At 73.4% G+C, this 26,329-nt stretch carries 24 protein-coding genes and 1 pseudogene; 6 read left to right on the forward strand and 19 right to left on the reverse strand.

The window, feature by feature from the left end; all coding sequences use genetic code 11:
* Together ABZY44_RS30975 and ABZY44_RS30980 are read right to left on the reverse strand one after the other, a co-directional pair.
* On the reverse strand, nt 1–878 hold an 878-nt coding region (locus ABZY44_RS30975), incomplete at its 3' end, for a phosphatase PAP2 family protein (protein WP_356659610.1).
* A gap of 284 nt (nt 879–1,162) precedes the next feature.
* Nucleotides 1,163–2,278 carry a glycosyltransferase family 39 protein gene (locus tag ABZY44_RS30980; RefSeq protein WP_356659612.1) on the reverse strand — a complete coding sequence of 372 codons (1,116 nt, stop codon included), beginning with the start codon at nt 2,276–2,278 and terminating at the stop codon, nt 1,163–1,165.
* Nucleotides 2,279–2,569: 291 nt separating this feature from the next.
* On the opposite strand from ABZY44_RS30980, the gene ABZY44_RS30985 reads away from it, so the two are divergent.
* Nucleotides 2,570–4,294 (forward strand): MFS transporter, encoded by a 1,725-nt coding sequence (locus ABZY44_RS30985; protein WP_356659614.1) that lies wholly within the window; start codon nt 2,570–2,572, stop codon nt 4,292–4,294.
* 216 nt (nt 4,295–4,510) lie between these two features.
* Here ABZY44_RS30985 and ABZY44_RS30990 read toward each other — a convergent pair.
* Nucleotides 4,511–5,056 (reverse strand): annotated as a pseudogene (locus tag ABZY44_RS30990) (transglycosylase family protein); the annotation flags it as partial.
* A gap of 297 nt (nt 5,057–5,353) precedes the next feature.
* Between ABZY44_RS30990 and ABZY44_RS30995 the strand changes: the two are divergent.
* Together ABZY44_RS30995 and ABZY44_RS31000 are read left to right on the forward strand one after the other, a co-directional pair.
* Nucleotides 5,354–6,148, forward strand: a complete 795-nt coding sequence (locus tag ABZY44_RS30995) for a hypothetical protein (RefSeq protein WP_356659616.1) — start codon at nt 5,354–5,356, stop codon at nt 6,146–6,148.
* 238 nt (nt 6,149–6,386) lie between these two features.
* Complete coding sequence (locus ABZY44_RS31000) at nt 6,387–6,809, forward strand: hypothetical protein (RefSeq protein ID WP_356659618.1); 423 nt, start codon at nt 6,387–6,389, stop codon at nt 6,807–6,809.
* A gap of 16 nt (nt 6,810–6,825) precedes the next feature.
* Here the strand turns inward: ABZY44_RS31000 and der are convergent, their stop codons facing one another.
* The 4 genes from der to ABZY44_RS31020 all read right to left on the reverse strand — a co-directional run bounded on the left by der (nt 6,826) and on the right by ABZY44_RS31020 (nt 10,911).
* Nucleotides 6,826–8,286 carry a ribosome biogenesis GTPase Der gene (gene der, locus ABZY44_RS31005; RefSeq protein WP_356659620.1) on the reverse strand — a complete coding sequence of 487 codons (1,461 nt, stop codon included), beginning with the start codon at nt 8,284–8,286 and terminating at the stop codon, nt 6,826–6,828.
* 75 nt (nt 8,287–8,361) lie between these two features.
* Entirely contained in the window at nt 8,362–8,949 is a 588-nt protein-coding gene (locus ABZY44_RS31010) for a lysophospholipid acyltransferase family protein (protein WP_356659654.1), read from the reverse strand.
* Between the two features lie 56 nt (nt 8,950–9,005).
* Entirely contained in the window at nt 9,006–9,713 is a 708-nt protein-coding gene (gene cmk / locus ABZY44_RS31015) for a (d)CMP kinase (RefSeq protein WP_356659622.1), read from the reverse strand.
* Between the two features lie 106 nt (nt 9,714–9,819).
* A complete protein-coding gene (locus ABZY44_RS31020) occupies nt 9,820–10,911 on the reverse strand; it encodes a prephenate dehydrogenase (RefSeq protein WP_356659624.1) in 1,092 nt (363 codons plus the stop codon).
* A gap of 242 nt (nt 10,912–11,153) precedes the next feature.
* On the opposite strand from ABZY44_RS31020, the gene ABZY44_RS31025 reads away from it, so the two are divergent.
* From ABZY44_RS31025 to ABZY44_RS31035, 3 genes are all read left to right on the forward strand, one after another.
* Nucleotides 11,154–11,495: a DUF952 domain-containing protein gene (locus ABZY44_RS31025; RefSeq protein ID WP_356659626.1), complete on the forward strand. Its 342-nt coding sequence runs from the start codon at nt 11,154–11,156 to the stop codon at nt 11,493–11,495.
* An 83-nt stretch (nt 11,496–11,578) separates the two neighbouring features.
* On the forward strand, nt 11,579–12,052 hold the full coding sequence (locus tag ABZY44_RS31030; RefSeq protein ID WP_356659628.1) for a Rieske (2Fe-2S) protein: 474 nt from the start codon (nt 11,579–11,581) through the stop codon (nt 12,050–12,052).
* A 28-nt stretch (nt 12,053–12,080) separates the two neighbouring features.
* Nucleotides 12,081–12,800 carry a nucleotidyltransferase domain-containing protein gene (locus tag ABZY44_RS31035; protein WP_356659630.1) on the forward strand — a complete coding sequence of 240 codons (720 nt, stop codon included), beginning with the start codon at nt 12,081–12,083 and terminating at the stop codon, nt 12,798–12,800.
* A gap of 55 nt (nt 12,801–12,855) precedes the next feature.
* Here the strand turns inward: ABZY44_RS31035 and ABZY44_RS31040 are convergent, their stop codons facing one another.
* The 12 genes from ABZY44_RS31040 to ABZY44_RS31095 form a co-directional block, all read right to left on the reverse strand.
* Nucleotides 12,856–13,608 carry a nucleotidyltransferase domain-containing protein gene (locus ABZY44_RS31040; protein ID WP_356659632.1) on the reverse strand — a complete coding sequence of 251 codons (753 nt, stop codon included), beginning with the start codon at nt 13,606–13,608 and terminating at the stop codon, nt 12,856–12,858.
* A gap of 3 nt (nt 13,609–13,611) precedes the next feature.
* A complete protein-coding gene (locus ABZY44_RS31045) occupies nt 13,612–14,697 on the reverse strand; it encodes an ADP-ribosylglycohydrolase family protein (protein WP_356659634.1) in 1,086 nt (361 codons plus the stop codon).
* Nucleotides 14,694–15,458, reverse strand: a complete 765-nt coding sequence (locus tag ABZY44_RS31050; protein ID WP_356659636.1) for an NUDIX domain-containing protein — start codon at nt 15,456–15,458, stop codon at nt 14,694–14,696. Before ABZY44_RS31050 ends, ABZY44_RS31045 begins: the two co-directional genes overlap by 4 nt.
* Nucleotides 15,455–16,684, reverse strand: coding sequence for an AAA family ATPase (locus ABZY44_RS31055; protein ID WP_356659638.1), 1,230 nt, complete (start codon nt 16,682–16,684; stop codon nt 15,455–15,457). Before ABZY44_RS31055 ends, ABZY44_RS31050 begins: the two co-directional genes overlap by 4 nt.
* Nucleotides 16,681–17,289: a nicotinamide riboside transporter PnuC gene (pnuC, locus tag ABZY44_RS31060; protein ID WP_356659640.1), complete on the reverse strand. Its 609-nt coding sequence runs from the start codon at nt 17,287–17,289 to the stop codon at nt 16,681–16,683. The genes ABZY44_RS31055 and pnuC overlap by 4 nt, the downstream gene beginning before the upstream one ends.
* A gap of 119 nt (nt 17,290–17,408) precedes the next feature.
* On the reverse strand, nt 17,409–18,941 hold the full coding sequence (locus ABZY44_RS31065) for a pseudouridine synthase (protein ID WP_356659642.1): 1,533 nt from the start codon (nt 18,939–18,941) through the stop codon (nt 17,409–17,411).
* Nucleotides 18,941–19,615, reverse strand: a complete 675-nt coding sequence (scpB, locus tag ABZY44_RS31070; RefSeq protein WP_356659644.1) for an SMC-Scp complex subunit ScpB — start codon at nt 19,613–19,615, stop codon at nt 18,941–18,943. Before scpB ends, ABZY44_RS31065 begins: the two co-directional genes overlap by 1 nt.
* Nucleotides 19,612–20,712 carry a segregation/condensation protein A gene (locus tag ABZY44_RS31075; protein WP_356659646.1) on the reverse strand — a complete coding sequence of 367 codons (1,101 nt, stop codon included), beginning with the start codon at nt 20,710–20,712 and terminating at the stop codon, nt 19,612–19,614. The genes scpB and ABZY44_RS31075 overlap by 4 nt, the downstream gene beginning before the upstream one ends.
* Before the next feature lie 162 nt (nt 20,713–20,874).
* Nucleotides 20,875–21,366: a hypothetical protein gene (locus ABZY44_RS31080; RefSeq protein ID WP_356659648.1), complete on the reverse strand. Its 492-nt coding sequence runs from the start codon at nt 21,364–21,366 to the stop codon at nt 20,875–20,877.
* Nucleotides 21,351–22,388 (reverse strand): ParA family protein, encoded by a 1,038-nt coding sequence (locus ABZY44_RS31085; RefSeq protein WP_356659650.1) that lies wholly within the window; start codon nt 22,386–22,388, stop codon nt 21,351–21,353. The genes ABZY44_RS31080 and ABZY44_RS31085 overlap by 16 nt, the downstream gene beginning before the upstream one ends.
* A 460-nt stretch (nt 22,389–22,848) precedes the next feature.
* Nucleotides 22,849–23,964 carry an alanine dehydrogenase gene (gene ald, locus ABZY44_RS31090; RefSeq protein WP_356659656.1) on the reverse strand — a complete coding sequence of 372 codons (1,116 nt, stop codon included), beginning with the start codon at nt 23,962–23,964 and terminating at the stop codon, nt 22,849–22,851.
* A 152-nt stretch (nt 23,965–24,116) separates the two neighbouring features.
* Nucleotides 24,117–26,099, reverse strand: a complete 1,983-nt coding sequence (locus ABZY44_RS31095) for a tetratricopeptide repeat protein (RefSeq protein WP_356659652.1) — start codon at nt 26,097–26,099, stop codon at nt 24,117–24,119.
* Nucleotides 26,100–26,329: the final 230 nt, after the last annotated feature.

Consider the following 26,329-nt stretch of genomic DNA (forward strand, 5'->3'; position numbering starts at 1 on the left):
GCCGGGACATCGTCGCCATCAAGATCAGCGACAACGTCGCGACCGACGAGGCCGAGCCCGAGGTGCTCTTCACCCACCACCAGCACGCCCGTGAGGGGCTCGGGCACCCGCCCGGCCTCCACGAGGGAGCGCAGCCGCGCGCGCAGGCCGAACACGTAGGCCTCGACCCGGGCGGTGAGCGGCTCGCACCACGGCAGCGCCAGCAGCACGAGCAGACCGGCGGACCAGCCGAGCAGGACGTCGCTGACCCAGTGGGTGCCGAGGTACACGGTGGTGGCGCCGACGCTCAGCGAGACGACCGCGGACACCACGGAGAGCACCCGCCGGGTGACCACGGTGGAAGCCAGGTAGGCCAGGATTCCCCAGGTCACCACGGCGTTGGCGGTGTGGCCGGAAGGAAATATATCGCCGCCGGCGAAGAGTTCGGCGGAGCCGATCTCGGTGGCGTAGTGCGGACCGAGCCGGCCGAGGCCCAGCTTGACGGCACCGACGGTGATGTTGAGCAGAAGCAGCGCCACACCGAGGGTGATCAGCGGGCGCAGCGTGTGCTGCCGCCAGGAACGCCAGCCGAGCCAGGCCGCGACCATGACCGCGGTGGGTCCGCGCTGGCCCAGGACGACGAGGTAGTCGAGGAAGGCGTGCAATTGCGGCCACTGCTCGTACGGCCGGAAGAACATGATCTGCCAGTCCAGGCGGACGAGCCAGGAGGTGGTCAGGACGGCCACGACGATCGCGAGGTAGAAGCCGAGGGTCGCCCCCAGGAGCACGACGCGGTGCCGGCTCATCCGCGGTGTTTGCAGATGAGCCGGTCGCTCTGGTTCCCGGTCCAGCCGGGCGAACACCCGCTCCAGTCTGGGCAGGATTTGATCGGTACGCACTCAATCGACGTTACCGCGCGGCGATGGGCGCCCCGGTCGAATCGCGGGGTTCGTGACGACCATGTGATGTGGAGTTGGTCTCATGCGGGACTTAATTCCGGGCATTTGGCCTTTGGTTTGCGCGAAGCCGGGCCTTGCTCCGGCCTTTTCTTCGCATACCCGTCCGCGCTTTATCGGTGTGACTCAATTCCTTTGCTCAAAGATGGAACGGAATAACCCGTTCCGTGACGTCGGCCTGCCGGGAGCGCGGCGTCCGGGCGGGGCCGCGCCGCCCCCCGCGGGGTCTACGGCGGGCCCGAGCCGTTCAGCCAGAAGGCCCCGTACACCGCCGAGACGAGGGCCAGCGCGCCCAGCACCGCGGCCGCCCGTCCCGTCCGCCACCGGGCCAGCGCCACCGCCGGCGGGAACACCAGCGGGAAGGCCGGCAGCAGCAGCCGGGGCTTGGAGCCGAAGTAGCCGGACGCGCACAGGGCCAGCGCCACGACGATCCCGCAGTAGACGAGGAGCGGGACCGGCTGCCGTCCCCGTACGCAGAGCCCGTACAGCCACAGCACCAGCACGACCCCCGCGATCAGGCCGATCCCGGCGAGGAAGGCCGGGGAGGCCAGCCGGGCCCCGACGAACCGGGCGAAGGCCCAGCCTCCGTCGAAGCCGTTTCCCCAGCCGCCCTGCACGTCCAGGTACCCCACCACCCCGCCGCCGGTGCGCGCCCCGACCCACAGGACGTACGCCGCCGCGCCCAGCGGAGCCAGCAGCGCCCCGGCCAGCGCCCGCCCACCGCGCTCCCCCCGGCGCACGGCCAGGGCCGCGGCCACCCAGACCGCCGCGACCACCGCCGCCCCGACCGGGCGGGTCAGCCCCGCCCCGGCCGCGAGCAGGCCCGCGGTGAGCCAGCGGCCGCGCAGGGCCCCGTAGAGGCTCCAGGCGGCGAGTGCGGTGAACAGCGACTCGCTGTACGCCATCGACTGGACGACGGCGACAGGCAGCGCGGCCCACAGCGCGACGGCGAGCACCCCGGTCCGGCGGCCGTACAGGAGGTCGGCGACGGCGAAGATCCCCCAGGCCGCGGCGAGCCCGGCGACCGCCGAGACCACCAGGCCGGCGGAGCCGTGACCGAGCCCGGTGGCGGCCGAGACCAGGCGCTCCAGCCAGGGCAGCAGCGGGAAGAAGGCCAGGTTGGAGTGGACGTCCCCGTTGGGGAGGGCCACCTCGTACCCGTACCCCTCGGCGGCGATCCGGGCGTACCAGAGGGAGTCCCAGCGCGCCGAGAGCAGCGTGTGGGGACTGCTGCCGGCCACCGCCCCCCACACCGCGAGCACCGCCAGCCCGGACAGCCGGACCGCCGCGAAGACGGCCAGCGCGGGCGCGGCCCGACGAAATCCAAGATCCTTCACGGGCATGATTATCGGTGGCGGGGCGGACCCGGGGCCGCGTGCCCGTGGGCAGGCGGCGCGGAGCGAGGGGACGCGGAGGGGCCGGCGCGGGGGAATTGGCGCGAAACGAGTGGCGTACACCACACCGCGGCCGGCGGGGCGATGAGAGCTTGACCACGTGTCGGACAGCCGAACTCGCGTACGCTGACCGTTCACTCGCGTGTCGACGCCGGACCCCGTAGGACGCCCGCCTTTTCCCCCGTGGCTCCGAAAGACGCAGGTCCGCCGAGTGCGAGGGATCACCTGGGAGGTACATGCATGTCGGGGACGAACGCGGCCGGCGACAGGACCCCTTCCCCCTGGCAGCGACTGCGTCGGCTCGGCGCGGCCTCCGGCGGGGCCAACCGCTGGGCCGTCCTGGCGGTCCTGTGCATCAGTCTGGTTCTCGTCGCGCTCGACGCGACGATCCTGCACGTCGCCGTTCCCTCCGTCACCGAAGACCTGCGGCCCGGCTCGATCGAGCTCCTGTGGATCGTCGACGCCTATCCCCTCGTCTGCGCCGCCCTCCTGATCCTCTTCGGCACCCTCGGCGACCGCGTCGGCCGCCGCCGCGTCCTGCTCCTCGGCTACGGGCTCTTCGGCGTGGCCTCGGCCGTCGCCGCCCTCGCCGACAACGCCCATGTCCTCATCGCCGCCCGCGCCCTGCTCGGCGTCGGCGGCGCGATGATCATGCCGGCCACCCTGTCGATCCTGCGCCAGGTCTTCCCCGACCGGCGCGAGCGGGCACTGGCCATCGGCATCTGGACCGCCGTCGCCGCCATCGGTGCGGCGAGCGGGCCGGTTCTCGGCGGATTCCTCGTCCAGCACTTCTGGTGGGGCTCCGTCTTCCTCATCAACATCCCGCTGATGGTCCTGCTCCTGCCCCTCGGCCGGTGGCTGCTGCCCGAGTCGAAGGGCGGCTCGGACGGTCCCTGGGACGTGCTCGGCGCGCTGATGGCCGCCGCCGGTGTCCTGGGCGCCGTCCTCGGCATCAAGCGCTTCGGCGCGGAGCGGCACCTCGCCGACCTCCACGCGCTGGTCCCGCTGGTGATCGGGGCGGGGCTGCTGGTGCTCTTCGTGCGCCGCCAGAAGCGGCGCACCCACCCTCTGATCGACATGCGGATGTTCTCCCGGCCCGCCTTCACCACCTCGGTGGGCTGCATCGTGCTGGCCATGCTGGCGCTGGTGGGGCTGGAGCTGATCGCCGTCCAGTACCTGCAGCTCGTGCTGCACCTGAGCCCGCTGCAGACCGGGCTGCGGCTGCTGCCGCTCACCTTCGCGGCGATGGCCGCGGGCGCGACCGGCTCGTACACGCTGGCCCGGACCGGGCCGCGCCGGATGGTCTCGCTCGGCTTCCTGCTGACCGCGGGCGCGGTGCTGCTGCTGACCTTCATGGGTCAGCACGACCGGCCGGTCCTGCTGACCGTGGGGTTCGTCCTGCTCGGCTTCGGGCTGCAGACCACGCTGTTCGCGGCCTACGAATCGATGCTGAACGAGGTCCCGGCGGCCACCGCGGGCGGCGCCGCCTCGATCGGCGAGACCTCCTACCAGCTGGGTGCGGGCATGGGCATCGCGCTGCTCGGCAGCGTGATGAACGCGGCGTACGCGCCCGGACTGACCGACGTGCCCGGGGTCTCGGCGGCGCAGTCCGCCGACGCGGCGCACTCGCTCGGCGAGGCGTACCAGATCGCGGCGCGGCTCGGCGGACCGGCGGGTGACTCGCTGTTCGAGGCCGCCCGGCACTCCTTCGTCCACGGCCTGCACGTCACGCTGGTGGTGAGCGCCGCGCTGCTCCTGGCGGGAGCGCTGATGGCACTGAGGCTTCCGCGCGTGATGGACTGCGCGGATCACGCGGCGGAGCCGGTACGGGCGCCCGCGCAGCCCCTTCCCGAGGCGTCGGCCCCGGCCGCGGCGAGGTCCGAGGGCCGGGCGCAGGCCCCCGGGGCCCGCATCCCGGCGCAGTCGTCGGCCGACTCCGACCCGGCGGTCGGCCACCCGGCCTGAGCCGGAGGCCCGGAGCGGGTCTCAGGCGGGGGGCGCCGACCGGGCCGCGGGCGCAGGGCGCACGGGGGGCGGGACCGGCGCGGTGGGAGCCGGCGAGGTGAGGGGCTCCGGGACGGGAGACGCCGACGGAGACGGCGCCGAAGGCGTGGGTGCCGGTTCCGGTGCCGGGCCCTTCGGTACCGGCGGAGCCGGGACCGGCGGGGGCAGGACCGACGGGGGCAGGACCAGGAGCATGCCGGCCTTGAGGGAGTCCGGGCTCGGGCCGATCGCCACCCGGTTCGCCGCGTACAGCGCCTGCCAGCCGCCCCGCACCCGGTGCCGCCGCGCGATCCCCTCCAGCGTGTCCCCGCGCCGCACCACGTGCGCCCGCCCCGCAAGCCCGTACCGCTTGGCGCACACCGGCCACGCCTCCCAGCCCTGGGTGGCGAGCAGGTCCTCCGCGATGCGGATCTGCTGGTCGCGCGTCGCCAGGTCCGCCCTCGGGGCGAACGACAGACCGCCGTGCTCCTCCCACGTCGGCTGCCAGAACTGCAGCCCTCCGTAGAAACCGTTCCCCGAGTTCACCGCCCACCGGCCGCCGCTCTCGCAGTCGGCCACGCAGTCCCACGGCCACTCCCCGCCCGGCCCGCAGTCGACCCCCCGGCCGGGCCCTCCCGGCGCGGGCGGCGGGGGCGCCGCCACCGCCGGCACGGGCGCCGAAGCCAGCACGACCAGCAGCAGCGCCGCCGCGGCCACCCCACCCGGAATCCCGAAGTTGCGCACCGCGTCACGCTATGCGGCCCCCTGGCGGCCCCCGGACCGCCACACCGGGGGGCACACCGGCGAGCGCCGGGCCCCACCCGCTCGACCCACCGGCCAAACGGCCAGCACCGACCATCAACTGAGCACAACAGAAAAAGAGTTGGCACTAAAACAACGCACCGGTCGGACCGTTCACTCCTTCGGGGGTCCGGTTCGATTCCGTTCCCTCAAACGGCGTGACCCCGGCCACCGCTCCCCCGTTGAGCCCGGCGAGCCGGAACCCCCCGGCCCCGCACGCCTAGTCCGAGGAGCCACCCCGTGCCGCGCATGCTCGAAGTCAGTGATGAGGTACGTGCCGAGATCGGCGACGAGGAGGCCGAGCGGCTGCTCGCGGGCGACGGGGCCCCCGGCAGTTACGACTGCACGTCCTGCCGCACCCCCGGCGACTCGGAGCGCGAGCAGACCAGCACCGTGCTGTTCGTCGGCGACGAGACGGCCGTCCTCGCCTTCGCCCACGCCGGCTGCATCCCCTCACAGGTGGTCTCCGTCCCCGAGGCCGACCTCCAGGGCGCCGTCCGCTCCATCACGGGCGACAGCCCCGCCCCGGCCTCCTCCGCCGGCGAGGCGCCACGGTCCGTGCCCGGCGGCCAGGCCGTCCTCGGCATCACCAGCGGCCTGATCCTGATCAACGGGGAGCTGCACCCCGCCCTGGTCGTGGAGCCGACGGCGCCCATCGCCCGGCCCGGGACCGACGGCCCCGGCGACGACTTCCTCCCGCTCCTCATCGAGCAGGGCTTCATCCCGGTCACCGACACCGACGAACTCCCGACCGCCCTGAGCGGCTGGTCGATCCTGCTCGCCGCCGGCCAGCTGCACTCGGTGCTCCAGCCCGGCCAGGTCGCCTGGTGGCAGGCGCACAAGCCGCTGTCGGTCACCGACGGCTGGCGGGCCGCCGTCAACAGGACGCAGCGCGTCCTGGTCTACGCGGCCCCGGTCGACTCCATCGGCCAGCAGCCCCGCGAGGACCTGCTCCGCGACGCCCTGGACAAGGCCGCGCGCAACGGCAAACTGGTGGCCGCCTCCATGCCCCTGGCAGGCACTCCGGGCGCCTGATCCCCCTTTCCCCGCGAGCCGCCGTCGCGTCCCCGGCCGGGGGCGGGACGGCATGCGCCGGGGGTGCGCGGTCCGTCCCGCGCACCCCCGGCGATCTGCGTTTTCCGTCCGCGCACCCCCGGCGATCTGCGTTTTCCGTCCGCGCACCCCGCATCCGCCGGGCGTCGCTTTCGTTGGCAGATACGTGCATTCCTACGATGTCTCCCGCGCCCCGTCCTATCCGAGCACCGTCCCCCCGATGCGCCACGAACGGGAGCTGGAGAACGCTCCGGCCGCCTCGCACACCCCGATCTACGACACCCTGTACTCGGAGTACCTGCGGGCCTTCCGGACCCTTCCGGGCGACCGGTCGGGCGAGGAGGACCTCGGCTTCACCGCGTTCTCCTACGGCGGCTCGTACACCGCGGCCGCGTCCGGCACGTACGGCGGTCCGGGCGCCCACCCGTACGGCGGCTGGAACGGTTCCTCGTGGCAGCAGGCGGACGCCTGGCAGGCCTCCTACGCCCCGCAGCCGGCACCCCAGCCTCCGTCGCAGCACTCGTACGCGGGCGCCGGCGCCGCCACCGCGACCGGGACCGGATACGCGAACGGGCGGCAGCACCAGACCGGGATGCAGCACATCCCGGCGGCCCTGCCGCCCGCTCCGCGCCGGGGCAACTAGCCCCGGCACACCACCACTACATCTTTCGCTTGTGCTGCGCGCCGCGCTTCTCGCGCACCCGCACCGAGATGTGGATCGGGGTTCCCTCGAAGCCGAACTCCTCGCGCAGGCGGCGCTCGATGAAGCGGCGGTAGCCGTGCTCCAGGAAGCCCGAGGCGAACAGCACGAACCGCGGGGGCTTGCTGCCCGCCTGCGTGCCGAACAGGATGCGGGGCTGCTTGCCGCCGCGGATCGGGTGCGGGTGGGCGGCCACGACCTCGCCGAGGAAGGCGTTCAGCCGGCCGGTCGGGACACGCGTCTCCCAGCCGGCGAGCGCGGTCTCGATGGCCGGGACCAGCTTCTCCATGTGACGGCCGGTGAGCGCCGAGACGTTCACGCGGGGCGCCCAGGCGACCTGCTGCATCTCGGTCTCGATCTCGCGCTCGAGGTAGTAGCGGCGCTCCTCGTCGAGGTTGTCCCACTTGTTGTACGCGATCACGATGGCGCGCCCGGCCTCGACGGCCATGGTGATGATGCGCTGGTCCTGGACGCTGATGGTCTCGGTCGTGTCGATCAGGATGACCGCGACCTCGGCCTTCTCCACGGCCGCGGCCGTGCGCAGGGAGGCGTAGTAGTCGGCGCCCTGCTGGAGGTGGACCTTCTTGCGGATGCCCGCGGTGTCGATGAACTTCCAGGTGATCCCGCCGAGCTGGATCAGCTCGTCGACCGGATCACGGGTGGTGCCGGCCATCTCGTTGACGACGACGCGGTCCTCCTTGGCCACCTTGTTCAGGAGGGAGGACTTGCCGACGTTCGGTCGGCCGATGAGCGCGATCCGGCGGGGTCCGCCCACGGCGGTGCCGAAGGTCTGCTCGGGCGCCTCGGGGAGGGCCTCGAGGACGGCGTCCAGCATGTCGCCGGTGCCGCGGCCGTGCAGGGAGGACACGGGGTGCGGGTAGCCGAGGCCCAGGGACCACAGGGAGGCCGCGTCGGACTCGCCGCTCTGGCCGTCGACCTTGTTGGCGCACAGGACGACCGGCTTGCCGGCCTTGCGCAGCAGCCGGACGACGGCCTCGTCGGTGTCGGTGGCGCCGACCTTGGCGTCCACGACGAAGACGACGGCGTCGGCGGACTCGATGGCGTACTCGGCCTGGGCGGCGACGGAGGCGTCGATGCCGAGGACGTCCTGCTCCCAGCCGCCGGTGTCGACGACCTTGAAGCGGCGGCCGGCCCACTCGGCCTCGTACGTGACGCGGTCGCGGGTGACGCCGGGCTTGTCCTCGACGACCGCCTCGCGGCGGCCGATGATCCGGTTCACCAGCGTCGACTTGCCGACGTTGGGGCGGCCGACGACGGCGAGGACCGGGAGCGGGCCGTGGCCGGCTTCCTGGATGGCGCCTTCGACGTCCTCGATGTCGAAGCCCTCTTCCGCGGCGAGCTCCATGAACTCCGCGTACTCGGCGTCGCCAAGTGCTCCGTGGTCTTGCTGGTCGTTCATGAAGTCCGTTCCTCGTCGTTCGTGGTGGTCGGTGGGGCCCGCGCAGCGCGGTTCCACTACTAGGTCAAGTCTCGCTCAGCGCCCGGTGAGGCGCTTGGCGTCGGCCAGGTGGGCGGTCAGCCGCGCCTGGATGCGTACGGTGGCCTGGTCCAGCGCGGTACGGGTACGGCGGCCACTGCCGTCCCCGGCGTCGAAGGCATCGCCGAAGACGATGTCGACCCTGCTCCTGAGCGGCGGCAGCGCCTTCACGACACGGCCGCGCCGTTCGGTGCTGCCCAGTACGGCGACCGGCACCACGGGGGCGCCGGAGCGGACCGCGACGTACGCGAGGCCGGCGCGGAGCGAGGCGAAGTCCCCCTCGCCCCGGGTGCCCTCGGGGAAGATCCCCAGGGCTCCGCCGTTCTCCAGCACGCCCAGCGCACGGCCTATGGCGCCCCGGTCGGCGCCGGAGCGGTCCACCTTCACCTGCCCGATCCCTTCGAGGAAGGGGCCGAGCGGGCCGACGTACGCCTCCTTCTTGATCAGGAAGTGCAGCGGCCTGGGGGCCGTACCCATGACCATGGGGCCGTCGATGTTGTGCGCGTGGTTCACGGCCAGGATCACGGGGCCGGCGGCGGGGACCTTCCAGGCCCCCAGCACGCGCGGCTTCCAGAGGCCGTACATGAGACCGATGCCGATCCGCCGGCCGACCGCCGCACCCTTGAGGGAGGGCGTATCGCTCACTTGCGGCCCGCCCGCTTCTCCTCCACCAGGGTCACGACGCACTCGATGACCTGGTCGAGCGTGAGCTCGGTGGTGTCCACCTCCACGGCGTCGCCGGCCTTGGCCAGCGGGGAGGTCTTGCGGCCGGAGTCGGCGGCGTCCCGCTTGATCAGCGCTTCCTTGGTGGCCGCGAGGTCCGCGGCCTCCTTGCCCCGGAGCTCTCCGCTGCGGCGGGCCGCGCGGGCCTCGGCCGAGGCGGTGAGGAAGACCTTCAGGTCGGCGTCGGGCAGCACCGTGGTGCCGATGTCCCGGCCCTCCACGACGATCCCCTCGGCCGCTTCGGCCGCCTCGGCGGCGATCGAGCGCTGGAGCTCCGTGATCAGGGCGCGCACCTCGGGGACGGCGCTCACGGCGCTGACCTTGGAGGTGACCTCCCGGGTCCGGATCGGGCCGGAGGCGTCCAGGCCGTCGACGGTGATGGCGGGCGCGGCGGGATCGGTGCCGGACACGATGGCGGGCTTGCCCGCCGCGATCGCGATGGCCTGGGGGTCGTCCGTGTCGATGCCGTTGGTGATCATCCACCAGGTGATGGCCCGGTACTGGGCACCGGTGTCCAGGTAGCGCAACCCGAGCTTGGCGGCCACGGCCTTGGAAGTGCTGGACTTGCCCGTGCCGGAGGGACCGTCGATGGCGACGATCACGGCGGTCGGAGCTGCGGTTTCCACGGTGCGGGCACCTTCCTGGTTGCGCGTACGTGTCCGGGCGCGCCAATAGCGCCCCTCCTCCAGGTTACCGGGCTTTTCGGCACCGCCCACCGGGTGAGCCGCCGGGCTACTGCTGGCGCAGTGCCCAGCCCCGCTCGCGCAGCTCGGCCGCCAGGCTCGCGGCGGCCCTCGGCTCCACCATGAGCTGCACCAGGCCCGCCTGCTGTCCCGTCGCGTGCTCGATCCGGACGTCCTCGATGTTGACCCCCGCCCGGCCGGTGTCGGCGAAGATCCGCGCCAGCTCCCCCGGCTGGTCGGAGATGAACACGGCCACCGTCTCGTAGGCCGCCGGCGCCGCGCCGTGCTTGCCGGGCACCCGGATCCGGCCCGCGTTGCCGCGGCGCAGCACGTCCTCGATGCCGGCCGCGCCGCCCCTGCGCTTCTCCTCGTCGGCCGACTGGAGGCCGCGCAGGGCCTCGACGGTCTCCTCGAGGTCGGCGGCGATGCCGGCCAGGACGTCCGCGACGGGCCCCGGGTTCGCCGAGAGGATCTCCACCCACATACGGGGATCGGATGCCGCGATCCGCGTCACGTCCCGGATGCCCTGCCCGCACAGCCGTACGGCCGTCTCGTCGGCCTCCTCCAGCCGGGCGGCGACCATGCTGGAGACCAGCTGGGGGGTGTGCGAGACCAGCGCGACCGCGCGGTCGTGCGCGTCGGCGTCCATGACGACGGGGACGGCCCGGCACAGGGCGACCAGCTCCAGTGCCAGGTTCAGCACCTCGTGGTCGGTCTCCCGGGTCGGTGTGAGCACCCACGGCCGGCCCTCGAACAGGTCCGCCGTCGCCGCGAGCGGCCCGGACTGCTCCTTGCCCGCCATGGGGTGCGTGCCGATGTACGCCCTGGTGTCCACGCCGAGCGCGTCCAGCTCCCGCCGCGGTCCGCCCTTGACGCTGGCCACGTCCACGTAGGCCCGCGCCAGGTCCCGGCCGATCGCGTCGGCGAGGGCGGCGGCGACGTGGGCCGGCGGCACGGCGACGATCGCGAGGTCGACCCGGCCCCCCTCGTAGGCCTCGTCCGTGCCCGCGCCGAGGGCGGCGGCCGTACGGGCCTGCGTGGCATCGCGGTCGACCAGGTGGACGGCGATCCCGCGGGCGGCGAGGGCGAGCGCCGCGGAGGTGCCGATCAGTCCGGTTCCGATGACGACGGCGGTTCTCACGGGGTGCTCCAGGGGTCAGTGGCGGCGGTGCCTGCCTCAGGGTAGCCAGCGCGGACGGCGCGACGACCCGGCGGTCCGTCCGGTGGGACGGGGCGCCGGACCGCGGGGCTGACGGGGAGCGGGGCACGCGGCGGTCGCGGACCCGGCTCCACGACACGGACAATGTCGCCCGGACCGGGCGCGTCCGCCACTTGGCGCAGACCGTCCGGCGGCCGCCCCGGGGCGGTCGGCATGATCGGTGCATGATCTTCCACCTGGTACCGCTCGCCGACTGGACCACCGGGCCCGAGCGCCCGTACGCCCCGTCCTCGCTCGCGTCCGAGGGTTTCGTGCACTGCTCGGCCGATCCCGCGACGGCGCTCGAGATCGCCTCCTCGCACTACGGCGGCGTACCGGGGACCCTGCTCGCCGTGGAGCTCGACGAGCTCGCCCTGACTTCCGAGGTCCGCAGGGAGGGGAAGTCCGGCGCCCGCTACCCCCACGTCCACGGACCGTTGAACCGGGACGCCGTGACCCGCGTGTGGGAGGTCGTACGCGCCCCCGGCACACCGGCACGGCTGGTTTCGTGGCAGCCGGAGGGCTGAGCAAAGGCGTGGCGGGGTTCTCCTGAGCCCCGTCACACGTCAGGATGCCTAGCGCCATCCCGGCGATCACCCGAGGAGAAGTCATGAGCGACCCCACACGCAGCGCCCGGCGTACGGTACTGGCGGCGGGCGCGAGCGCCCTGGCAGGCGGCGTGCTCACCGCGTGCGGCTCGTCCGACGAGACGAAGCCCAAGGCGGAGAGCGGCAGCTCGTCCTCTCCGCAGGACCCCGCGGTGGCCGCGCCGGCCTCGCCCTCCGCCCCGCAGACGAAGGCCCTGCTCAAGGCTTCGGAGGTGCCCGTCGGCGGCGGCACGGTCCTCAAGGACGAGAAGCTGGTGGTCACCCAGCCGACGGCCGGCTCCTTCCGCTGCTTCACGGCGGTGTGCACGCACCAGGGCTGCCTGGTGAACAAGGTGGAGGCCGGCACGATCGACTGCCCGTGCCACGGCAGCAAGTTCAAGGTCGCGGACGGAGCGGTGGCCCACGGCCCGGCCACCAAGCCGCTGGCCGAGAAGAAGATCACCGTCTCCCCGGCGGGCGAAATCTCGCTCGCCTAGCGGTGTCCCGCCTGCCTAGGCTCGCGGGATGAACGACAAGCCGACGCCCGAGCCGCTCGAACTCACCCTGGTCAGGGACCACACGGTCTACGCCTGCGTGATGGGTTCGAGGGCGTTCGGCCTGGCGACGGAGGCGAGCGACACCGACCGGCGCGGTGTCTACCTCGCCCCGTCCCCGCTCTTCTGGCGCTTCCAGAAACCGCCCGCGCACGTGGACGGGCCGCGGGAGGAGGAGTTCTCCTGGGAGCTGGAGCGCTTCTGCGAGCTCGCCCTGCGGGCCAACCCGAACATCCTCGAGTGCCTCCACTCCCCCCTCGTGGAGGAGCTCACCCCGGTCGGAGAGGAACTCCTCTCCCTGCGCGAGGCGTTCCTCTCCCGCCGGGCCCACACCACCTTCAGCCGGTACGCGGTCACCCAGCGCGGCAAGATCTTCGCCGATCTCCGCAACCACGGCGCTCCGCGCTGGAAGCACGCCATGCACCTGCTGCGCCTGCTCCTGTCCTGCCGCGACCTGCTGCGCACGGGCCGCCTGGTGATCGACGCGGGTCCCTACCGCGACCGTCTCCTCGCGGTCCGCCGCGGTGAGCTCGGCTGGGACGAGGTCGACGCCTGGATGACCCGCCTGACGGAGGAGACCGAAGCCGCCCTCGCCGGCACCCCGCTCCCCGAGGCCCCGGACCTGCGCCGCGTGGAGGACTTCCTCTTCCGCGCCCGCCACGCCTCCGCCCTGGCCCGGCCCCTGCCGTAGCCGTCCCCGGGTCGGGCTCCGGGTCCGGGCCCCGCTCCGGCTCCGGTTCGGCGCGCTAGCGCGCCCGCCGCCGTACGACGAACGCGTCGAGGGCGGCGAAGGCCTCCGTGTGCTGCGGCAGCGCGGAGGCGGCCCGGGCCTCGTCGAGCACCCCGAGCAGGACCTCGTAGTCCCGCTCGAGCCGCCCCACGTCGACCCCGGCGGCCGCCCCGTGCTCGGCCTCGGCCTTGGCCTCGATCAGCCCGGCCAGGTACCGCGGGGACTCCGGCACCTCGTCCAGCAGCGTGGGCAGGTGCGCCTGCACCCGCGCCGAGCGCATCAGGTGGATGCCGGTGAGCAGCGCCCGGAACGTGTAGAGCAGCGGCTTGAGTCCGGCCGTCTTCCCGAAGAGCCGCCACTGGGTGCCCGCGAAGCCCCGGTAGTGGTGGGCGTGGTGGGAGGTCAGGACGCCGGGTGCCAGGGAGACCAGTTCCCGGTGCGCCGGCGTCGTGTGCACCACGAGCGGGGACAGCAGCTGCTCCAGGACGTAGCCGTTGCGGTTCAGCATCAGCCGGACGAACTTGCGCAGGTCGTGCGTGACCAGGTCCATCTCGGTCCCGTCCCGGAACCACATCCGGCTGCGGGTCTCCTGCGGATCGCGCAGGGACAGCAGCTCGGCCGCGGGCAGCAGGTGCGCTCCCCGCAGGTCGACGTCGGAGTCCCGGGAGGGGAACCCGTACAGGTGGGCGCCCGAGACCGTCGCGAAGAGCAGCGGGTCGGGCTGCTCCGCGACGACGGGGGCCAGGTCGATGCTCAGGGTGTCCAGCACGGCTCACGCGTCCCAGAGGGTGCCGAAGGCCAGGAGTTCGTCGCGGTACTCGATGCGGCCCTCCCAGTCGCGGGGCCAGACGTCGGCGCCGAGGTGGGCGCCCGCGAAGGCGCCGGCCAGGCAGGCGATGGAGTCGGAGTCGCCCTGGGTGCAGGCGGCCCGGCGCAGGGCGAGGAGCGGCTCCTCCGGGAAGAGCAGGAAGCACTGGAGGGCTGTGGCCAGAGCCTCTTCGGCGATCCAGCCGTCGCCCGTGGTCAGGCAGGGGTCGGTCTCCGGGGAGGGCGAGCGCAGGGCCGCGCCCAGGCGGTCCAGGACGTCCAGGCACTCGTCCCAGCCACGGGCCATGAAGGACTCCGGCGTGGCGTCGGAGGCCGTGCGCATCCACAGGTCGCCGAGCCAGCGCTCGTGGTAGCGGGTGCGGTTCTCCAGGGCGTAGGAGCGCAGGAGGCCGGCCAGACCGGTCGGCTCGGTGCCCCGCGCCAGCAGGAACACGGCCCGCGCCGTGAGGTCCGAGGCGGCCAGCGCGGTGGGGTGGCCGTGGGTGAGGGCTGACTGGAGCTGGGCCGCACCGGCCCGCTCCTCCTCCGTCCAGCCGGGCACCAGCCCGGCCGGCGCGACCCGCATGTTGGCGCCGCAGCCCTTGGAGCCGATCTGGCTGGCGTCGCGCCAGTCCAGGCCCGGCTGGTCCAGGAGCCGGCAGGCCTTCAGGCAGGTGTTGCCCGGGGCCCGGTTGTTCTCCGGGGAGTGGTACCAGTCGACGAACTCCTCCCGGACGGGGCGGGCGAGGCGCTCGGGCCCCACCGGGCCGCGCTCCGCGGCCGTCCGTATGCCGCGGGCGAAGGCCAACGTCATCTGGGTGTCGTCGGTGACGATCGCCGGGCGGGGCAGCGCCATGGACCGCCAGGGGCCGGTCTTGGACAGGATCCCCGGTACGTCGTTGAACTCGGTCGGGAAGCCGAGCGCGTCGCCCAGCGCCAGGCCGATCAGGGCGCCCGTCGCCGCGCGCTTCCCGGCCCTGCCCGTGGCCGCGGTCGCGGCCCTGCCCGGATTCGTGCCCGGGTTCGTGTTCGCGTTCGCGTTCGTGGTCATCGCGCAGGTCCTTCCGAGGGGCGGAGCAAGGGCGGGTGCAGGGTGGTGGCGGGGCCCGGCCGGTAGAGCGCGGCCGGTTTGCCGCGGCCGCCGGTGAGGCGGGCCGCGCCGGGCACGGCCTCCACGAAGCCCGGCGTGGCCAGCACCTTGCGGCGGAAGTTGGGACGGTCCAGGACGGTGTCCCAGACGGTCTCGTAGACGGTCTGGAGCTCGCCGAGCGTGAACTGGGGCGGGCAGAAGGCGGTGGCCAGGCAGCTGTACTCCAGCTTCGAGCCCACGCGGGAGCGGGCGTCGGCCAGGATCTGCCCGTGGTCGAAGGCCAGCCCGAAGCCGGCTCCCGAGGCCGGTCCGGTCACCTCGCCCACCGGAACCCAGCGGGCCCGGTCCGCGTCCCCGCCGCCCCCGGCCGCCGGTTCCGGCAGGTCGGGGACGAGCGCGGTGAAGGCCACCGAGACGACCCTCATCCGGGGGTCGCGGTCCGGTTCGCTGTAGGTGCGCAGCTGGTCCAGGCGCAGCGCGGCGACGACCTCCGCCGACAGGCCGGTCTCCTCGGCCAGCTCGCGCCGGGCCGCCGTCTCCGCGGATTCCCGGGGCAGCACGAAGCCGCCGGGTAGTGCCCAGGCGCCCGCGTACGGCTCCCGGCCCCGACGGATCAGCAGCACGTGCAGCGCGGCGTCGCGGACGGTGAAGACGGCGAGGTCGACGGTCACGGCGAACGGCTCGTAGGCGTGCGGGTCGTATGCGCCGGCGACGTCGCTCACCGGCTGCGCTTCCGCTCCGACGCCTGCTGCGGCCTCGGCGGCGGAAGCTGCCCCGGCACCCGCCGCGCGCCCGCCCCCGCCCCCGCCCCCGGCTCCGGCACCGGCACCGGCACCGGCACCGGCACCGGCACGGGTTTCCGCTCCGGCAGCGGGTCCGCGAAGTGCCGGCCCTCGCCGAGCAGTTCGTCCACGGCCCGCGCCGCCACCGCCAGCCGCGTCTCCCGGTCCCCGCGCACCACCAGGAAGCGTCTCCCGGTCCGCTCCAGCTCCTCCCGGAACCGCCCGGTCATCCACGGCCTCAGCTGCGGTCCGTCGCGCAGCCCGTCGTCCTCGAAGGGCACGCCCGCGTCATCGGTGAGCAGGTACAGCTCCCGGTGCCGGCCGGCGGCGATCCGCTCGACCTCCTCGTTGCGCCCACCCATGTACCGCTCGTGCCAGATGCCGGTGGCGAAGGAGTCGGTGTCGCAGAACAGGACCGGCGATCCCAGCCGCGCCGCCCGCTCCTCCTCGGCGTCCTGGCGCCGGGCGATCACCGGGAACTCGTCCGAGGTGAAGCTCACGTCGGCCCAGGTAGCCGCCGGGTCCGCCGCGCGGGCGGCCGCCAGCCGCTCCTCGCTGTACCGCCGGCCGTACTCCGCGACCCAGCCCGTCTTCGCCCACACCCCGCCGCGCCGGCGCCAGTGCGCCGCCAGGGCCCGCGACAGCGTCGTGGTCCCGGTGGACTCGGCGCCGAGCACGACGATCCGCCGTGTCAGCGCGGCCCGCACGGCCGGGCCCAGGAACTCCCAGTTCCCCACCGGGTCGGCCCGTACGGCCGTCCCGGACACGGGGAAGAGGGTCCGGTCCCGGTCCACGCAGACCTCCTCCGCGCCGAACCTGCGCGCGAGCTCGGTCCCGTACTCCTCCGAGGTGAAGACGGCGTCGACCCGGCGGCCCACCGCGCGCCGGAAGATCGCCATGTGCGCCTCCCAGACCGCCGGGTCGTGCAGGTCGACCGGGATGTCGTCGACGGCGCCCACGACCTCGGCCCCGGGGTGCGCCTCGCGCATCCAGGCGACCCGGTCGGCCAGCGGCACGGACTCCACCGAGGCCGCGCAGACGAGTACGGTCAGCCGCTCGCACTGGTCCTGGGCGGTGCGCACCAGGTGGTGGTGGCCCGCGTGCGGCGGGTAGAACTTGCCGAGCACCAGCCCGTGCCCGTACTTCGCCCCTCCCCGGCGGTTCACGCTGTCGCCCGCAGGGCCTCGCGGACGCCGCGGGCCGGGAGCGCCCGGCGCCAGCCGGTCAGTCCGGCGACACACAGGGCGAGGAAGACCACGTACAGCAGGGAGGTCAGGTACAGCCCCTTGTAGACGTACAGCGGGATGTACACGAGGTCGGCGGCGATCCACAGCCACCAGGACTCGAGCAGCTTGCGGCACTGCCCGTACGTGGCCATGAGCGAGAGCCCGGTCGTCAGCGCGTCCCAGAACGGGACGGTGGAGTCGGTGACCCGGCCCAGCAGGACCGTCAGGCCGAGCACCGCCACCGCCCCCGCCGCGGCCAGGGCGGCCCATTCGGTGGCCTTGGTGCGGCGCACCGGCAGGGCTTCGAGCGTTCCTGGTCCACCCCCGTGGGTCCAGGACCACCAGCCGTACGCGGCGAGGGCGATGAAGACGATCTGCAGCCCGGCGTCGGCGTAGAGGCCGGCCTGGGCGAAGAGCACGATGAAGAAGACGTTGTTGGCGATGCCGATCGGCCAGTTGGCGATGTGCTGCCGGGCGACCAGCCAGACGCACACGGCTCCCGTGACGAACCCGAGGATCTCGGTCCAGCTCGTCTGCCACCCCATGACGGCCACCCCCACTTTCTTTATGGTCAGACTGACTATAAAGAAGGCCGGGGTCCGGCACAACCGAAAAACCCGCGGCGCCCGAAGGCACCGCGGGTTCTGGAGGCCTCGCGGCGGTCCTACAGGCCGACCTCGCGCATCAGCATGCCGACCTCGGTGTTGGTCAGGCGGCGCAGCCAGCCGGACTTCTGGTCCCCCAGGTCGATCGGGCCGAAGGCGGTCCGGACGAGCTTCTCGACCGGGAAGCCGGCCTCCGCCATCATGCGGCGGACGATGTGCTTGCGGCCCTCGTGGAGGGTCACCTCGACCAGGTAGTTCTTGCCGAGCTGGTCGACGACGCGGAAGTGGTCGGCGCGGGCGTACCCGTCCTCCAGCTCGATGCCGTCCTTGAGGCGCTTGCCGATCTCGCGCGGCAGCGGTCCGGTGACCGCTGCGACGTAGGTCTTCTTCACGCCGTACTTCGGGTGCGTGAGGCGGTGGGCCAGCTCACCGTGGTTGGTGAGGAGGATGATGCCCTCGGTCTCCGTGTCGAGCCGGCCGACGTGGAAGAGACGCGTCTCACGGTTGGTGACGTAGTCGCCGAGGCACTGACGGCCGTCCGGGTCCTCCATCGTGGAGACGACGCCGGCCGGCTTGTTCAGCGCGAAGAAGAGGTACGACTGGGTAGCGACGGTCAGGCCGTCCACCTTGATCTCGTCCGAGGGCTTCACGCGCTTGCCCTGCTCCAGCACGATCTCGCCGTTGACCTCGACGCGCGCCTGCTCGATGAGCTCCTCGCACGCACGGCGCGAGCCCATGCCGGCGCGGGCGAGCACCTTCTGCAGACGCTCACCCTCCTCCTCGGCGCCCGGGAAGGTCTTCGGGGTCTTGATCACGGGCTTGTCGGCGTACCGGTCGCGCACGCGCTCCTCGATCCGCGCCTCCAGCTCGCGCGGCTTGGACCGGCCGCTGCGGCTGCCGGGACCGCTGCGCGGGCCGCCGGCGCCGCCGATGGCGGGGGTCCTGGACGTCCTGGGGCCGCCCTTGGCGCCGCCACGGGCCGCGTCGCCGCGCGCACCGCCACCGCGGTTGCCGTCGGCCGCGCCGCGGGCACCGCCGCCGCCCGCCTTGGCACCGCCGCGGCCGTTGCGCTCGCCCTCGGGGCCCACGTCGTAGCGACGCTCCTCGGGGCGGGGGTTGCGGATGCGGGGCGCGGGCTCGCGGTCACGGTCGGAGCCGCCGCCCTGGTAGCCGCCACCGCTGGAGCTGCCGCCACCGCGGTAACCGCCAGAGCTGCCGCCGCGGGAGCCGCCGCCCGAGCCGCCCTGGTAACCGCCGCCCGAGCTACCGCCGCGGGAGCCACCGCCCGAGCCGCCCTGGTAACCGCCGCCCGAGCTACCGCCGCGGGAGCCACCCCCCGAGCCGCCCTGGTAACCGCCGCCCGAGCTACCGCCGCGGGAGCCACCACCGGAGCCGCCCTGGTAACCGCCGCCCGAGCTGCCGCCGGAGCCGCCGCGGTATCCACCGCCGCCGCTGCCGCTGCCACCGCCGGAGCCGCCACCGCGGTAGCCACCACCGCCGCTGGAGCTGCCGCCGCGGGAGTCACCGCGCCCGCCGCCGCCACCGCCGCCGCTGTTCCTGTTGCCACCGTTGCCGTTGCCGCTGCTTCGCATCAAAGTTCCGTCGTCTTGTCGTCTTCATCGGTATCCGGTGCATCCGGATCGAACGACGGAACACCCTCTTGCGTCTCGGCTTCGATCGCGTCCGCCTCGGGGAGGAAGGGCGCGAGCTCCGGGAGCTCGTCCAGGCCGCGCAGGCCCATCCGCTCCAGAAAGTAGTTCGTCGTCCTGTACAGGATCGCACCTGTTTCGGGTTCCGTCCCCGCCTCCTCCACCAGACCCCGCTGCAGGAGGGTGCGCATGACCCCGTCGCAGTTGACTCCCCGGACCGCCGAGACCCTCGACCGGCTGACCGGCTGGCGGTACGCGACGACCGCCATGGTCTCCAGGGCCGCCTGGGTGAGACGGGCCTGCTGGCCGTCCAGGACGAAGGCCTCGACGGCCGGGGCGTAGTCCGCGCGGCTGTAGAAGCGCCAGCCCCCGGCGACCAGCCGCAGCTCGAATCCGCGGCCCTGCACGTCGTACTCGTCCGCCAGCTCGCGCAGCGCGTCCGCGACCTCCCGCGGGCTGCGGTCCAGCACCTTGGCGAGGTGCGTCTCGGTCGCCGGTTCGTCCACGACCATGAGGACGGCCTCCAGGGCCGGCTTGAGCGCCGGCGCGGCCACCTCCGCCGCCTGCCCTGGCCGCCCGGCCCCGGCCGTCCGCTCCCGCTCCGCCGTCCCGCTCATCGTTGGGCCTCCACGACCTGGTCGAACTCGTCCGTCACCTTCGGCATCCCGTCCCCGTCCCCGCCGCTCCAGCGCACGGTGAGCGCCTCCAGGGCCTCCTCCTGCTCCAGGACCACCGCCTTCTCGCGGTAGAGCTCCAGGAGGGCCAGGAAGCGCGCGACCACGGTGAGGGTGTCGCCCGCGCCCTCGGTGAGCTCCTGGAAGGTGGCCTCACCGCGCGCCTTGAGCAGCGCCACGATCAGCCCGGCCTGCTCCCGCACGCTCACGAGCGGAGCGTGGATGTGGTCCACGTACACCTGGGGCGCGGCCCGGGGCTGCATGGCCTTGGCGGCGAGCCGCGCCAGTCCCCCGCCGCCGATTCCGATGACCACCTCGGGCAGCAGCTCGGCCAGCCGGGGCTCCAGGCCCACCGTGCGCGGGTAGCGCCGGCCCTCGCCGTCGGCCCGCTCCTGGAAGATCTCGGCGATCCGCTTGTACGCCCGGTACTGGAGCAGTCGCGCGAAGAGCAGGTCCCTGGCCTCGAGCAGCGCGAGGTCGGCCTCGTCCTCCACCTCGGCGACGGGGAGCAGCCGGGCGGCCTTGAGGTCCAGGAGAGTGGCGGCGACCACGAGGAACTCGGTGGTCTGGTCGAGGTCCCAGTCGGGGCCCATGGCGCGGATGTGCGCCATGAACTCGTCGGTGACCTGGGACAGCGCCACCTCGGTGACGTCGAGCTTGTGCCGGGAGATCAGCTGGAGCAGCAGATCGAAGGGCCCCTCGAAATTGGCCAGCCTCAGCGTGAACCGCCCGTCCGCCGAGACGGCCCGCTCTCCCCCGGCCCCGCTCTCCCCGCCGCCCCAGGACGCCCCCGGGGCCTGCTCAGGGCCCCTGGGGACCGCTTCGGGTCCCCAGGGGCCTCCGGGGTCACCGGAGGCCGACAGGGGCGATTCCAGGCCGTCCGGGGCCGGGGGCCCGGGTTCGGGAGGGGACTTCGCGGTCAGCGGCCCGGCGACGGGACCTGACGGCGCCTCCTCCTCCGCCGCCGCCGGTACGGGGACACCCGGGCCGCGGCCCAGCGGGCGGCGGGACGGGTGGCCGGATTCGGCGGAAGAGGGCATCGCGGTCCAGGGTGGTACGGAGGGGACGGCCGGTCGGGCCGGGGCCAGGGACCAAGGCTCCCACGTACGGCGCGTCCCGCGGCGCGGGGACCCGCCCCGGACCGGCGCGGGGCCCGCCGGCCCGGTACGGCGGCCCGACGGGGTGCGGCGGCCCGACGGGGCTCAGCGGCCCCGGAGGCGGCGGACGAGGATGCTGGCGTCGCCGCGGGATTCCAGGTCGGCCAGGACCACGGCGACCGCCTCGCGCACGATGCGGCCGCGGTCGACCGCGAGGCCGTGTTCCCCGCGCAGCACCAGCCGCGCGTGTTCCAGGTCCATGAGCTCCTCGGCGGAGACGTAGACCGTGATCTTCTCGTCGTGGCGTTCGCGCCCGCTGGGCCGCCGGTTCGCGCCCCGGCCCTGGCCCTTGCCCCGGCCGGGCGCCGGGGCCGGGACGCCGCCACCGGAACCTTCCTGCGGCCGCCGCTGCGCACCCACTCCCGGCTCACCGCCGGCCACGGCCTCCCGGCTGCGGCCCTCCCTCACCGTGCCCTCCGCGGCGGTCGCCGCGTGCTCCACGCCCCGCGCCGCGGACGGCGAGGACGACGTCAGCGCCATCCCCCCGGTCGTACGGAACAGCTCGTCGGCTCCGGGCAGACTCACTCGGCGGGACACCGGGCGAGCACCTCCCTGGCCAGCTGGCGGTAGGCGGCGGCGCCGACGGAGTTGGACGCGTACGTGGTGATCGGCTCACCGGCGACCGTGGTCTCCGGGAAGCGCACCGTGCGGCCGATGACCGTGTGGTAGACGTGGTCGTCGAAGGCCTCGACGACGCGCGCCAGCACCTCGCGGCTGTGCACCGTACGGGAGTCGTACATCGTGGCCAGGATGCCGTCGAGCTCGAGCTCGGGGTTGAGCCGCTCCTGCACCTTCTCGATGGTCTCGGTCAGCAGTGCCACACCGCGCAGCGCGAAGAACTCGCACTCCAGCGGCACGATGACCCGGTGAGCCGCCGTCAGGGCGTTCACCGTCAGCAGGCCGAGCGAGGGCTGACAGTCGATCACGATGTAGTCGTAGTCGGCCATCAGCGGCTTCAGGGCCCGCTGCAGCGTCGATTCGCGCGCGACCTCGCTGACCAGCTGCACTTCGGCAGCGGACAGGTCGATGTTGCTCGGCAGCAGGTCCATGTTGGGGACCGCCGTCTTCAGCAGCACCTCGTCGGCCGACATGCCCCGCTCCATGAGCAGGTTGTAGACCGTCAGGTCGAGCTCCATCGGGTTCACGCCGAGACCCACGGACAGTGCGCCCTGCGGGTCGAAGTCGACGAGCAGCACGCGGCGCCCGTACTCGGCGAGAGCGGCACCCAGGTTGATGGTCGACGTGGTCTTGCCCACGCCGCCCTTCTGGTTGCACATCGCGATGATCTTCGCCGGACCGTGATCGGTCAGCGGGCCCGGGATCGGGAAGTACGGCAGCGGCCGTCCGGTCGGACCGATCCGCTCACGGCGCTGGCGGGCAGCGTCGGGGGCGAGAGTGGCCGCGTACTCGGGGTCGGGCTCGTACTCCGCGTCGGGGTCGTAGAAGTGCCCTTCGGGCACCTGGTCGTAGTCGGCGAAACCCACGGGCTTTTCGCCGCTCAGGTCGCCGGCCCTGGAGTTCACGTCTAGGCCGTCCATGCTCTTTTGGGGCGTCGTCATGCGCTGTTGGTTTGCGAAGGTGCGGACTGCGACGGAGCCGACAGCTTCGATTCCGGCAGGGCCATGACCCCGCGCAGGCGTTCCTGCTCGTCCACCCCCAGGAGCAAATGTCGACTCATTCACAAGTCGTCTTACCTCCTCGGACGTGACCAGGACACTTATCGATAGGTCAGCGTGGCACCATGCCGACGGTTGGCGACTCTATGGCGTGTCACCACTCAGCGGCAACACAATCCACCGGACCCACCGCGATGTGTCGGCAACCGAACACCACTCTGTCAAGGGCGTACGAGCTGTCGCCGGGAAGTTTCGCGGGTGTGCGAAAGGGTTAAAGGGTTACGTTCGAGGCGAGTTGAAGGGCCCTGCCGGACGCCCCCCGAACGCGTCCGGCCGGACCTTGCGAGCAAGGTCCGGCCGGATACGTGAGATTGACGTCAGTCGTTGACGGAGCGTCCGAAACTCAGCCGAGCAGCGAGCTCAGCGCGAGGGTCGGCAGGCCGTGGGCCTCGGCCACGGGACCGTAAACCACCTGGCCGTCATGGGTGTTGAGGCCCAGCGCGAGCGCCGGGTCACGACGCAGCGCCTCGGCCCAGCCGAGGTTCGCGAGCTGCACGATGTAGGGCAGCGTGGCGTTGGTCAGCGCGTACGTGGAGGTGTTCGGCACCGCGCCCGGCATGTTGGCGACGCAGTAGAAGACCGAGTCGTGGACCTGGAAGGTCGGCTCGGCGTGGGTGGTCGCACGGGAGTCCTCGAAGCAGCCGCCCTGGTCGATCGCAATGTCGACAAGGACACTTCCGGGCTTCATCTTGGCGACGAGCTCGTTGGTGACCAGCTTCGGGGCCTTCGCACCCGGGATGAGGACCGCACCGATGACGAGGTCGGCCTCGACGACGGCCTTCTCCAGCTCGAAGGCGTTGGAGACGATCGTCTTGATCTTCGTACCGAAGATCTTGTCGGCCTCGCGGAGCTTGTTGATGTCGCGGTCCAGCAGGGTCACGTGGAAGCCCATGCCGACGGCGATCTGCACGGCGTTCCAGCCGGAGACGCCACCGCCGATGACCACGGCCTCGCCGGCCGAGGTGCCGGGCACGCCGCCCGGGAGAACGCCGCGGCCGCCGACGGAGCGCATCAGGTGGTAGGCGCCGACCTGCGGGGCCAGCCGGCCCGCGACCTCGGACATCGGGGCGAGCAGCGGGAGCGCGCGGTTCGCGGTCTCGACCGTCTCGTACGCGATGGCGGTGGTGCCGGACTCCAGCAGGGCGTCCGTGCACTCGCGGGAGGCCGCGAGGTGCAGGTAGGTGAAGAGGGTCTGGTCCTTGCGGAGGCGGTGGTACTCCTCCGCGATGGGCTCCTTGACCTTCAGCAGCAGGTCGGCGGTCGCCCAGACCTCGTCGGCGGTGTCCAGGATCTCGGCGCCGGCGGACACGTACTCCGCGTCCGTGATCGAGGAGCCCACACCGGCGTTCTGCTCGATGAAGACCTGGTGGCCGCCCCGGACCAGCTCATGCACGCCGGCGGGCGTGATGGCGACCCGGAACTCGTTGTTCTTGACCTCGCGGGGGATGCCGACCTTCATCGTCACTCACGGTCCTTGGCTCAGGGAATGTTTCGGGGTACTTCCATACAAACCCGTTCACAAGAACGCGCAACGGGATGCGCCAGGGGATGACCTGGTGAACCCAGTCTAATGAAGGACGAGCCGCTGTCTAGCCTTGCAAAGCAATAATCTCAGTCGGAACCACTACGGATTTCGCAGGCTGCGGGGTCGTCTCCCAGCAATCTGTCGGCCGCGGACCTGTGCAGCCTGGCGGCCGCGGGGTCGCCGAGCCGGTCGAGCGTGTCGGCCAGGCGCACCTGCAGCGCGGCCTGAAGTCGCAGCTCCCCGGCCCGGCGAGCGAGCTCCACCGCCTCGCGGCAGGTGTGCAGCGACTCCTCGGGCCGCCCCGCGTACTCCTGGATCCGCGCCATCTCGCTCAACGCCTTTGCCTGGCCCGGGACATCGGCCAGCCTGCGGTAGCCGGCGGAGGCGGCCCGCCAGCTCCGCAGCGCCTCCCCGTACCGGCCGGCGTAGGTGTGCACGTTCCCGAGCCGCCCGTACAGCCTCACCTCGTCCGTGCGCTCGCCCCGGGCGAGGGCGTGGGACAGGGCCCGGCCGAACCAGTCGGAGGCCCGGTGCCAGTCGTCGAGCTCCTGGTACGCGCCGCCTACGGATTCCATCGCGCGGCCCACCGCGTACGGATCGTTCGCCGCCCTGCCGGCGTCCAGCGCGGCCCGGTAGCGCTCGAGCGCCTCCCGCGTGCGCCCGGTCTCGGCGTCCAGGTCGGCCAGGTTCAGCAGCGCGGCGGCCCGCTCCCGGTGCAGACCGCGCCGCTCGGCCACGTCCAGGACCAGCCGGTGCAGCCCGTAGAGCTCGGGGGCGGCCTCGGAGGTGCCCCGGTGTTCGGACAGGGCCCCCGCGAGGGCCGCGACGAGCCGGCGGGCCAGGGTGTCCAGGTCCCCGTCGGCGACGGCCAGGGAGGCGGCCGCGGTCAGCGCGGGCAGCCGGGTGTCCAGCCAGGTCGCGGCGGCGCGCCGGTCGGCGAAGCGCAGGGCGCGCGGCAGGGCGTCCAGCTTCTCCGGGCCGCCGACCGGACCGATGGGCTCCTCGGCGCACTCCTCGGCCATCGCCCGGCAGGAGAGCAGGAGCCGTACGGTGCGCTCCAGCATCCGGGCCCGGGCCAGCTGGACCTCGGCGGGGCGCTCCTTGGCCTCGAGCAGGGCCTGGAGGAGGGGTGCGAGGCAGCCGGGCAGGACGAACAGCCCGTCGCGGGCGCTCCGTACGAGGCCCAGGGCGGTGAAGTCCTCCAGGATCGACTGCGCGGCGGCCACGGAGCAGCCGGCGAGGGCGGAGGCGGTGTGCGGGTCGACGAGCCCGGCCGGGGCAAGCGGAAGCAGTCTCAGGGTCCGCTGGGCGGGCTGCGGGAGGGCCTCGTAGACGAGCCTGAAGGTGCGGGCGAGCGGGCCGCTGGTGCCCGCGGGCATGTCGTGGAGCTGTTTGGCCACGTCGGCGACGGACGCCTTGGGGTGCGCGGCGAGCCAGCCGCCGACCAGACGCAGCGCCGCGGGCTGGTTGCCGCACTCCTCGGCGAGGGCCTCGGCGGCGCGGGGGTCGTTGGCCACGCGGATGTCGCCGATGCGGTGGACGAGCATGGCCACGGCCGAGGGGGTGTCCAGGCCGCCCAGGGTGCAGGGCCGGACATCCGGAATCCCGGTGAGGGGGCCCTCGGCGGTGACGACGACCAGGCACTCGGGGGTGTCCGGGAGCAGGGCGTCGACCTGGTGGGGGTCGGCCGCGTCGTCGACGAGCAGGACCGCCCGGCGGTCGGCGAGGGCCTCGCGCAGGGCGAAGCCGAGTTCGTCCTCGGCGGCGCCGGGCGGGGTGGGCAGGCCGAGTGCCTCCAGAAGGGTGCGCAGGGCGCGCTCGGTGGTGACGGTCTCGCCGGTGGGCGTGGTGAGCCGGACCTCGAGCACCCCGTCGGGATAGTCGTCGGCGATCTCGCGCACCAGCGCTTCGGCGAGGGCGGTCCGGCCCGATCCCGGCCGCCCGGCGACGAGCAGCACCCGGGCCCGCGGCGCCTTGGCCTTGCGGCCGGAGAGGGTGTCGAGCCCGGTGCGCGCGATGTCCTCGCGCAGCTCCTTGAGCTCACGCCGCCGCCCGACGAAATCCGCCACGGATCCGCTCCTCTCGCTGCCTTCGGATGGCGAGCGTAGTTCACACAGAGCGACGAACCGGGTGGAGCGCGGCGGACAAATCGCCCGATCGGATCAGCCGATGGTCCTCTTTTCTCATGCCTCGGCGCGTCCCGGCCCGGCGAACCCGCCGGGGCCGCCGACCGCGCCGGGTCCCGCACCGGGCCCCGCGCAGGTCCCGTTGACCCGGGCTGCGCGGGTGCCGGCCCGCC

Source organism: Streptomyces sp. NPDC006544 (genome assembly GCF_040611715.1).
In the GTDB taxonomy this organism is placed as follows: Bacteria; Actinomycetota; Actinomycetes; order Streptomycetales; family Streptomycetaceae; genus Streptomyces.

Bases quoted from the DNA above. Each gene is read 5' to 3' on its own strand.
- ald (WP_356659656.1), bottom strand. From the start codon at position 23,964: ATGAAGGTCGGCATCCCCCGCGAGGTCAAGAACAACGAGTTCCGGGTC.
- pnuC (WP_356659640.1), bottom strand. From the start codon at position 17,289: ATGGGGTGGCAGACGAGCTGGACCGAGATCCTCGGGTTCGTCACGGGA.
- ABZY44_RS31045 (WP_356659634.1), bottom strand. From the start codon at position 14,697: ATGACCACGAACGCGAACGCGAACACGAACCCGGGCACGAATCCGGGC.
- der (WP_356659620.1), bottom strand. From the start codon at position 8,286: ATGAACGACCAGCAAGACCACGGAGCACTTGGCGACGCCGAGTACGCG.
- ABZY44_RS31035 (WP_356659630.1), top strand. From the start codon at position 12,081: ATGAACGACAAGCCGACGCCCGAGCCGCTCGAACTCACCCTGGTCAGG.
- ABZY44_RS31030 (WP_356659628.1), top strand. From the start codon at position 11,579: ATGAGCGACCCCACACGCAGCGCCCGGCGTACGGTACTGGCGGCGGGC.
- scpB (WP_356659644.1), bottom strand. From the start codon at position 19,615: ATGAGCGGGACGGCGGAGCGGGAGCGGACGGCCGGGGCCGGGCGGCCA.
- ABZY44_RS31000 (WP_356659618.1), top strand. From the start codon at position 6,387: ATGCGCCACGAACGGGAGCTGGAGAACGCTCCGGCCGCCTCGCACACC.
- ABZY44_RS31025 (WP_356659626.1), top strand. From the start codon at position 11,154: ATGATCTTCCACCTGGTACCGCTCGCCGACTGGACCACCGGGCCCGAG.
- ABZY44_RS30985 (WP_356659614.1), top strand. From the start codon at position 2,570: ATGTCGGGGACGAACGCGGCCGGCGACAGGACCCCTTCCCCCTGGCAG.
- ABZY44_RS30980 (WP_356659612.1), bottom strand. From the start codon at position 2,278: ATGCCCGTGAAGGATCTTGGATTTCGTCGGGCCGCGCCCGCGCTGGCC.
- ABZY44_RS31075 (WP_356659646.1), bottom strand. From the start codon at position 20,712: ATGCCCTCTTCCGCCGAATCCGGCCACCCGTCCCGCCGCCCGCTGGGC.
- ABZY44_RS31085 (WP_356659650.1), bottom strand. From the start codon at position 22,388: ATGACGACGCCCCAAAAGAGCATGGACGGCCTAGACGTGAACTCCAGG.
- ABZY44_RS31010 (WP_356659654.1), bottom strand. From the start codon at position 8,949: ATGTACGGCCTCTGGAAGCCGCGCGTGCTGGGGGCCTGGAAGGTCCCC.
- ABZY44_RS31065 (WP_356659642.1), bottom strand. From the start codon at position 18,941: ATGCGAAGCAGCGGCAACGGCAACGGTGGCAACAGGAACAGCGGCGGC.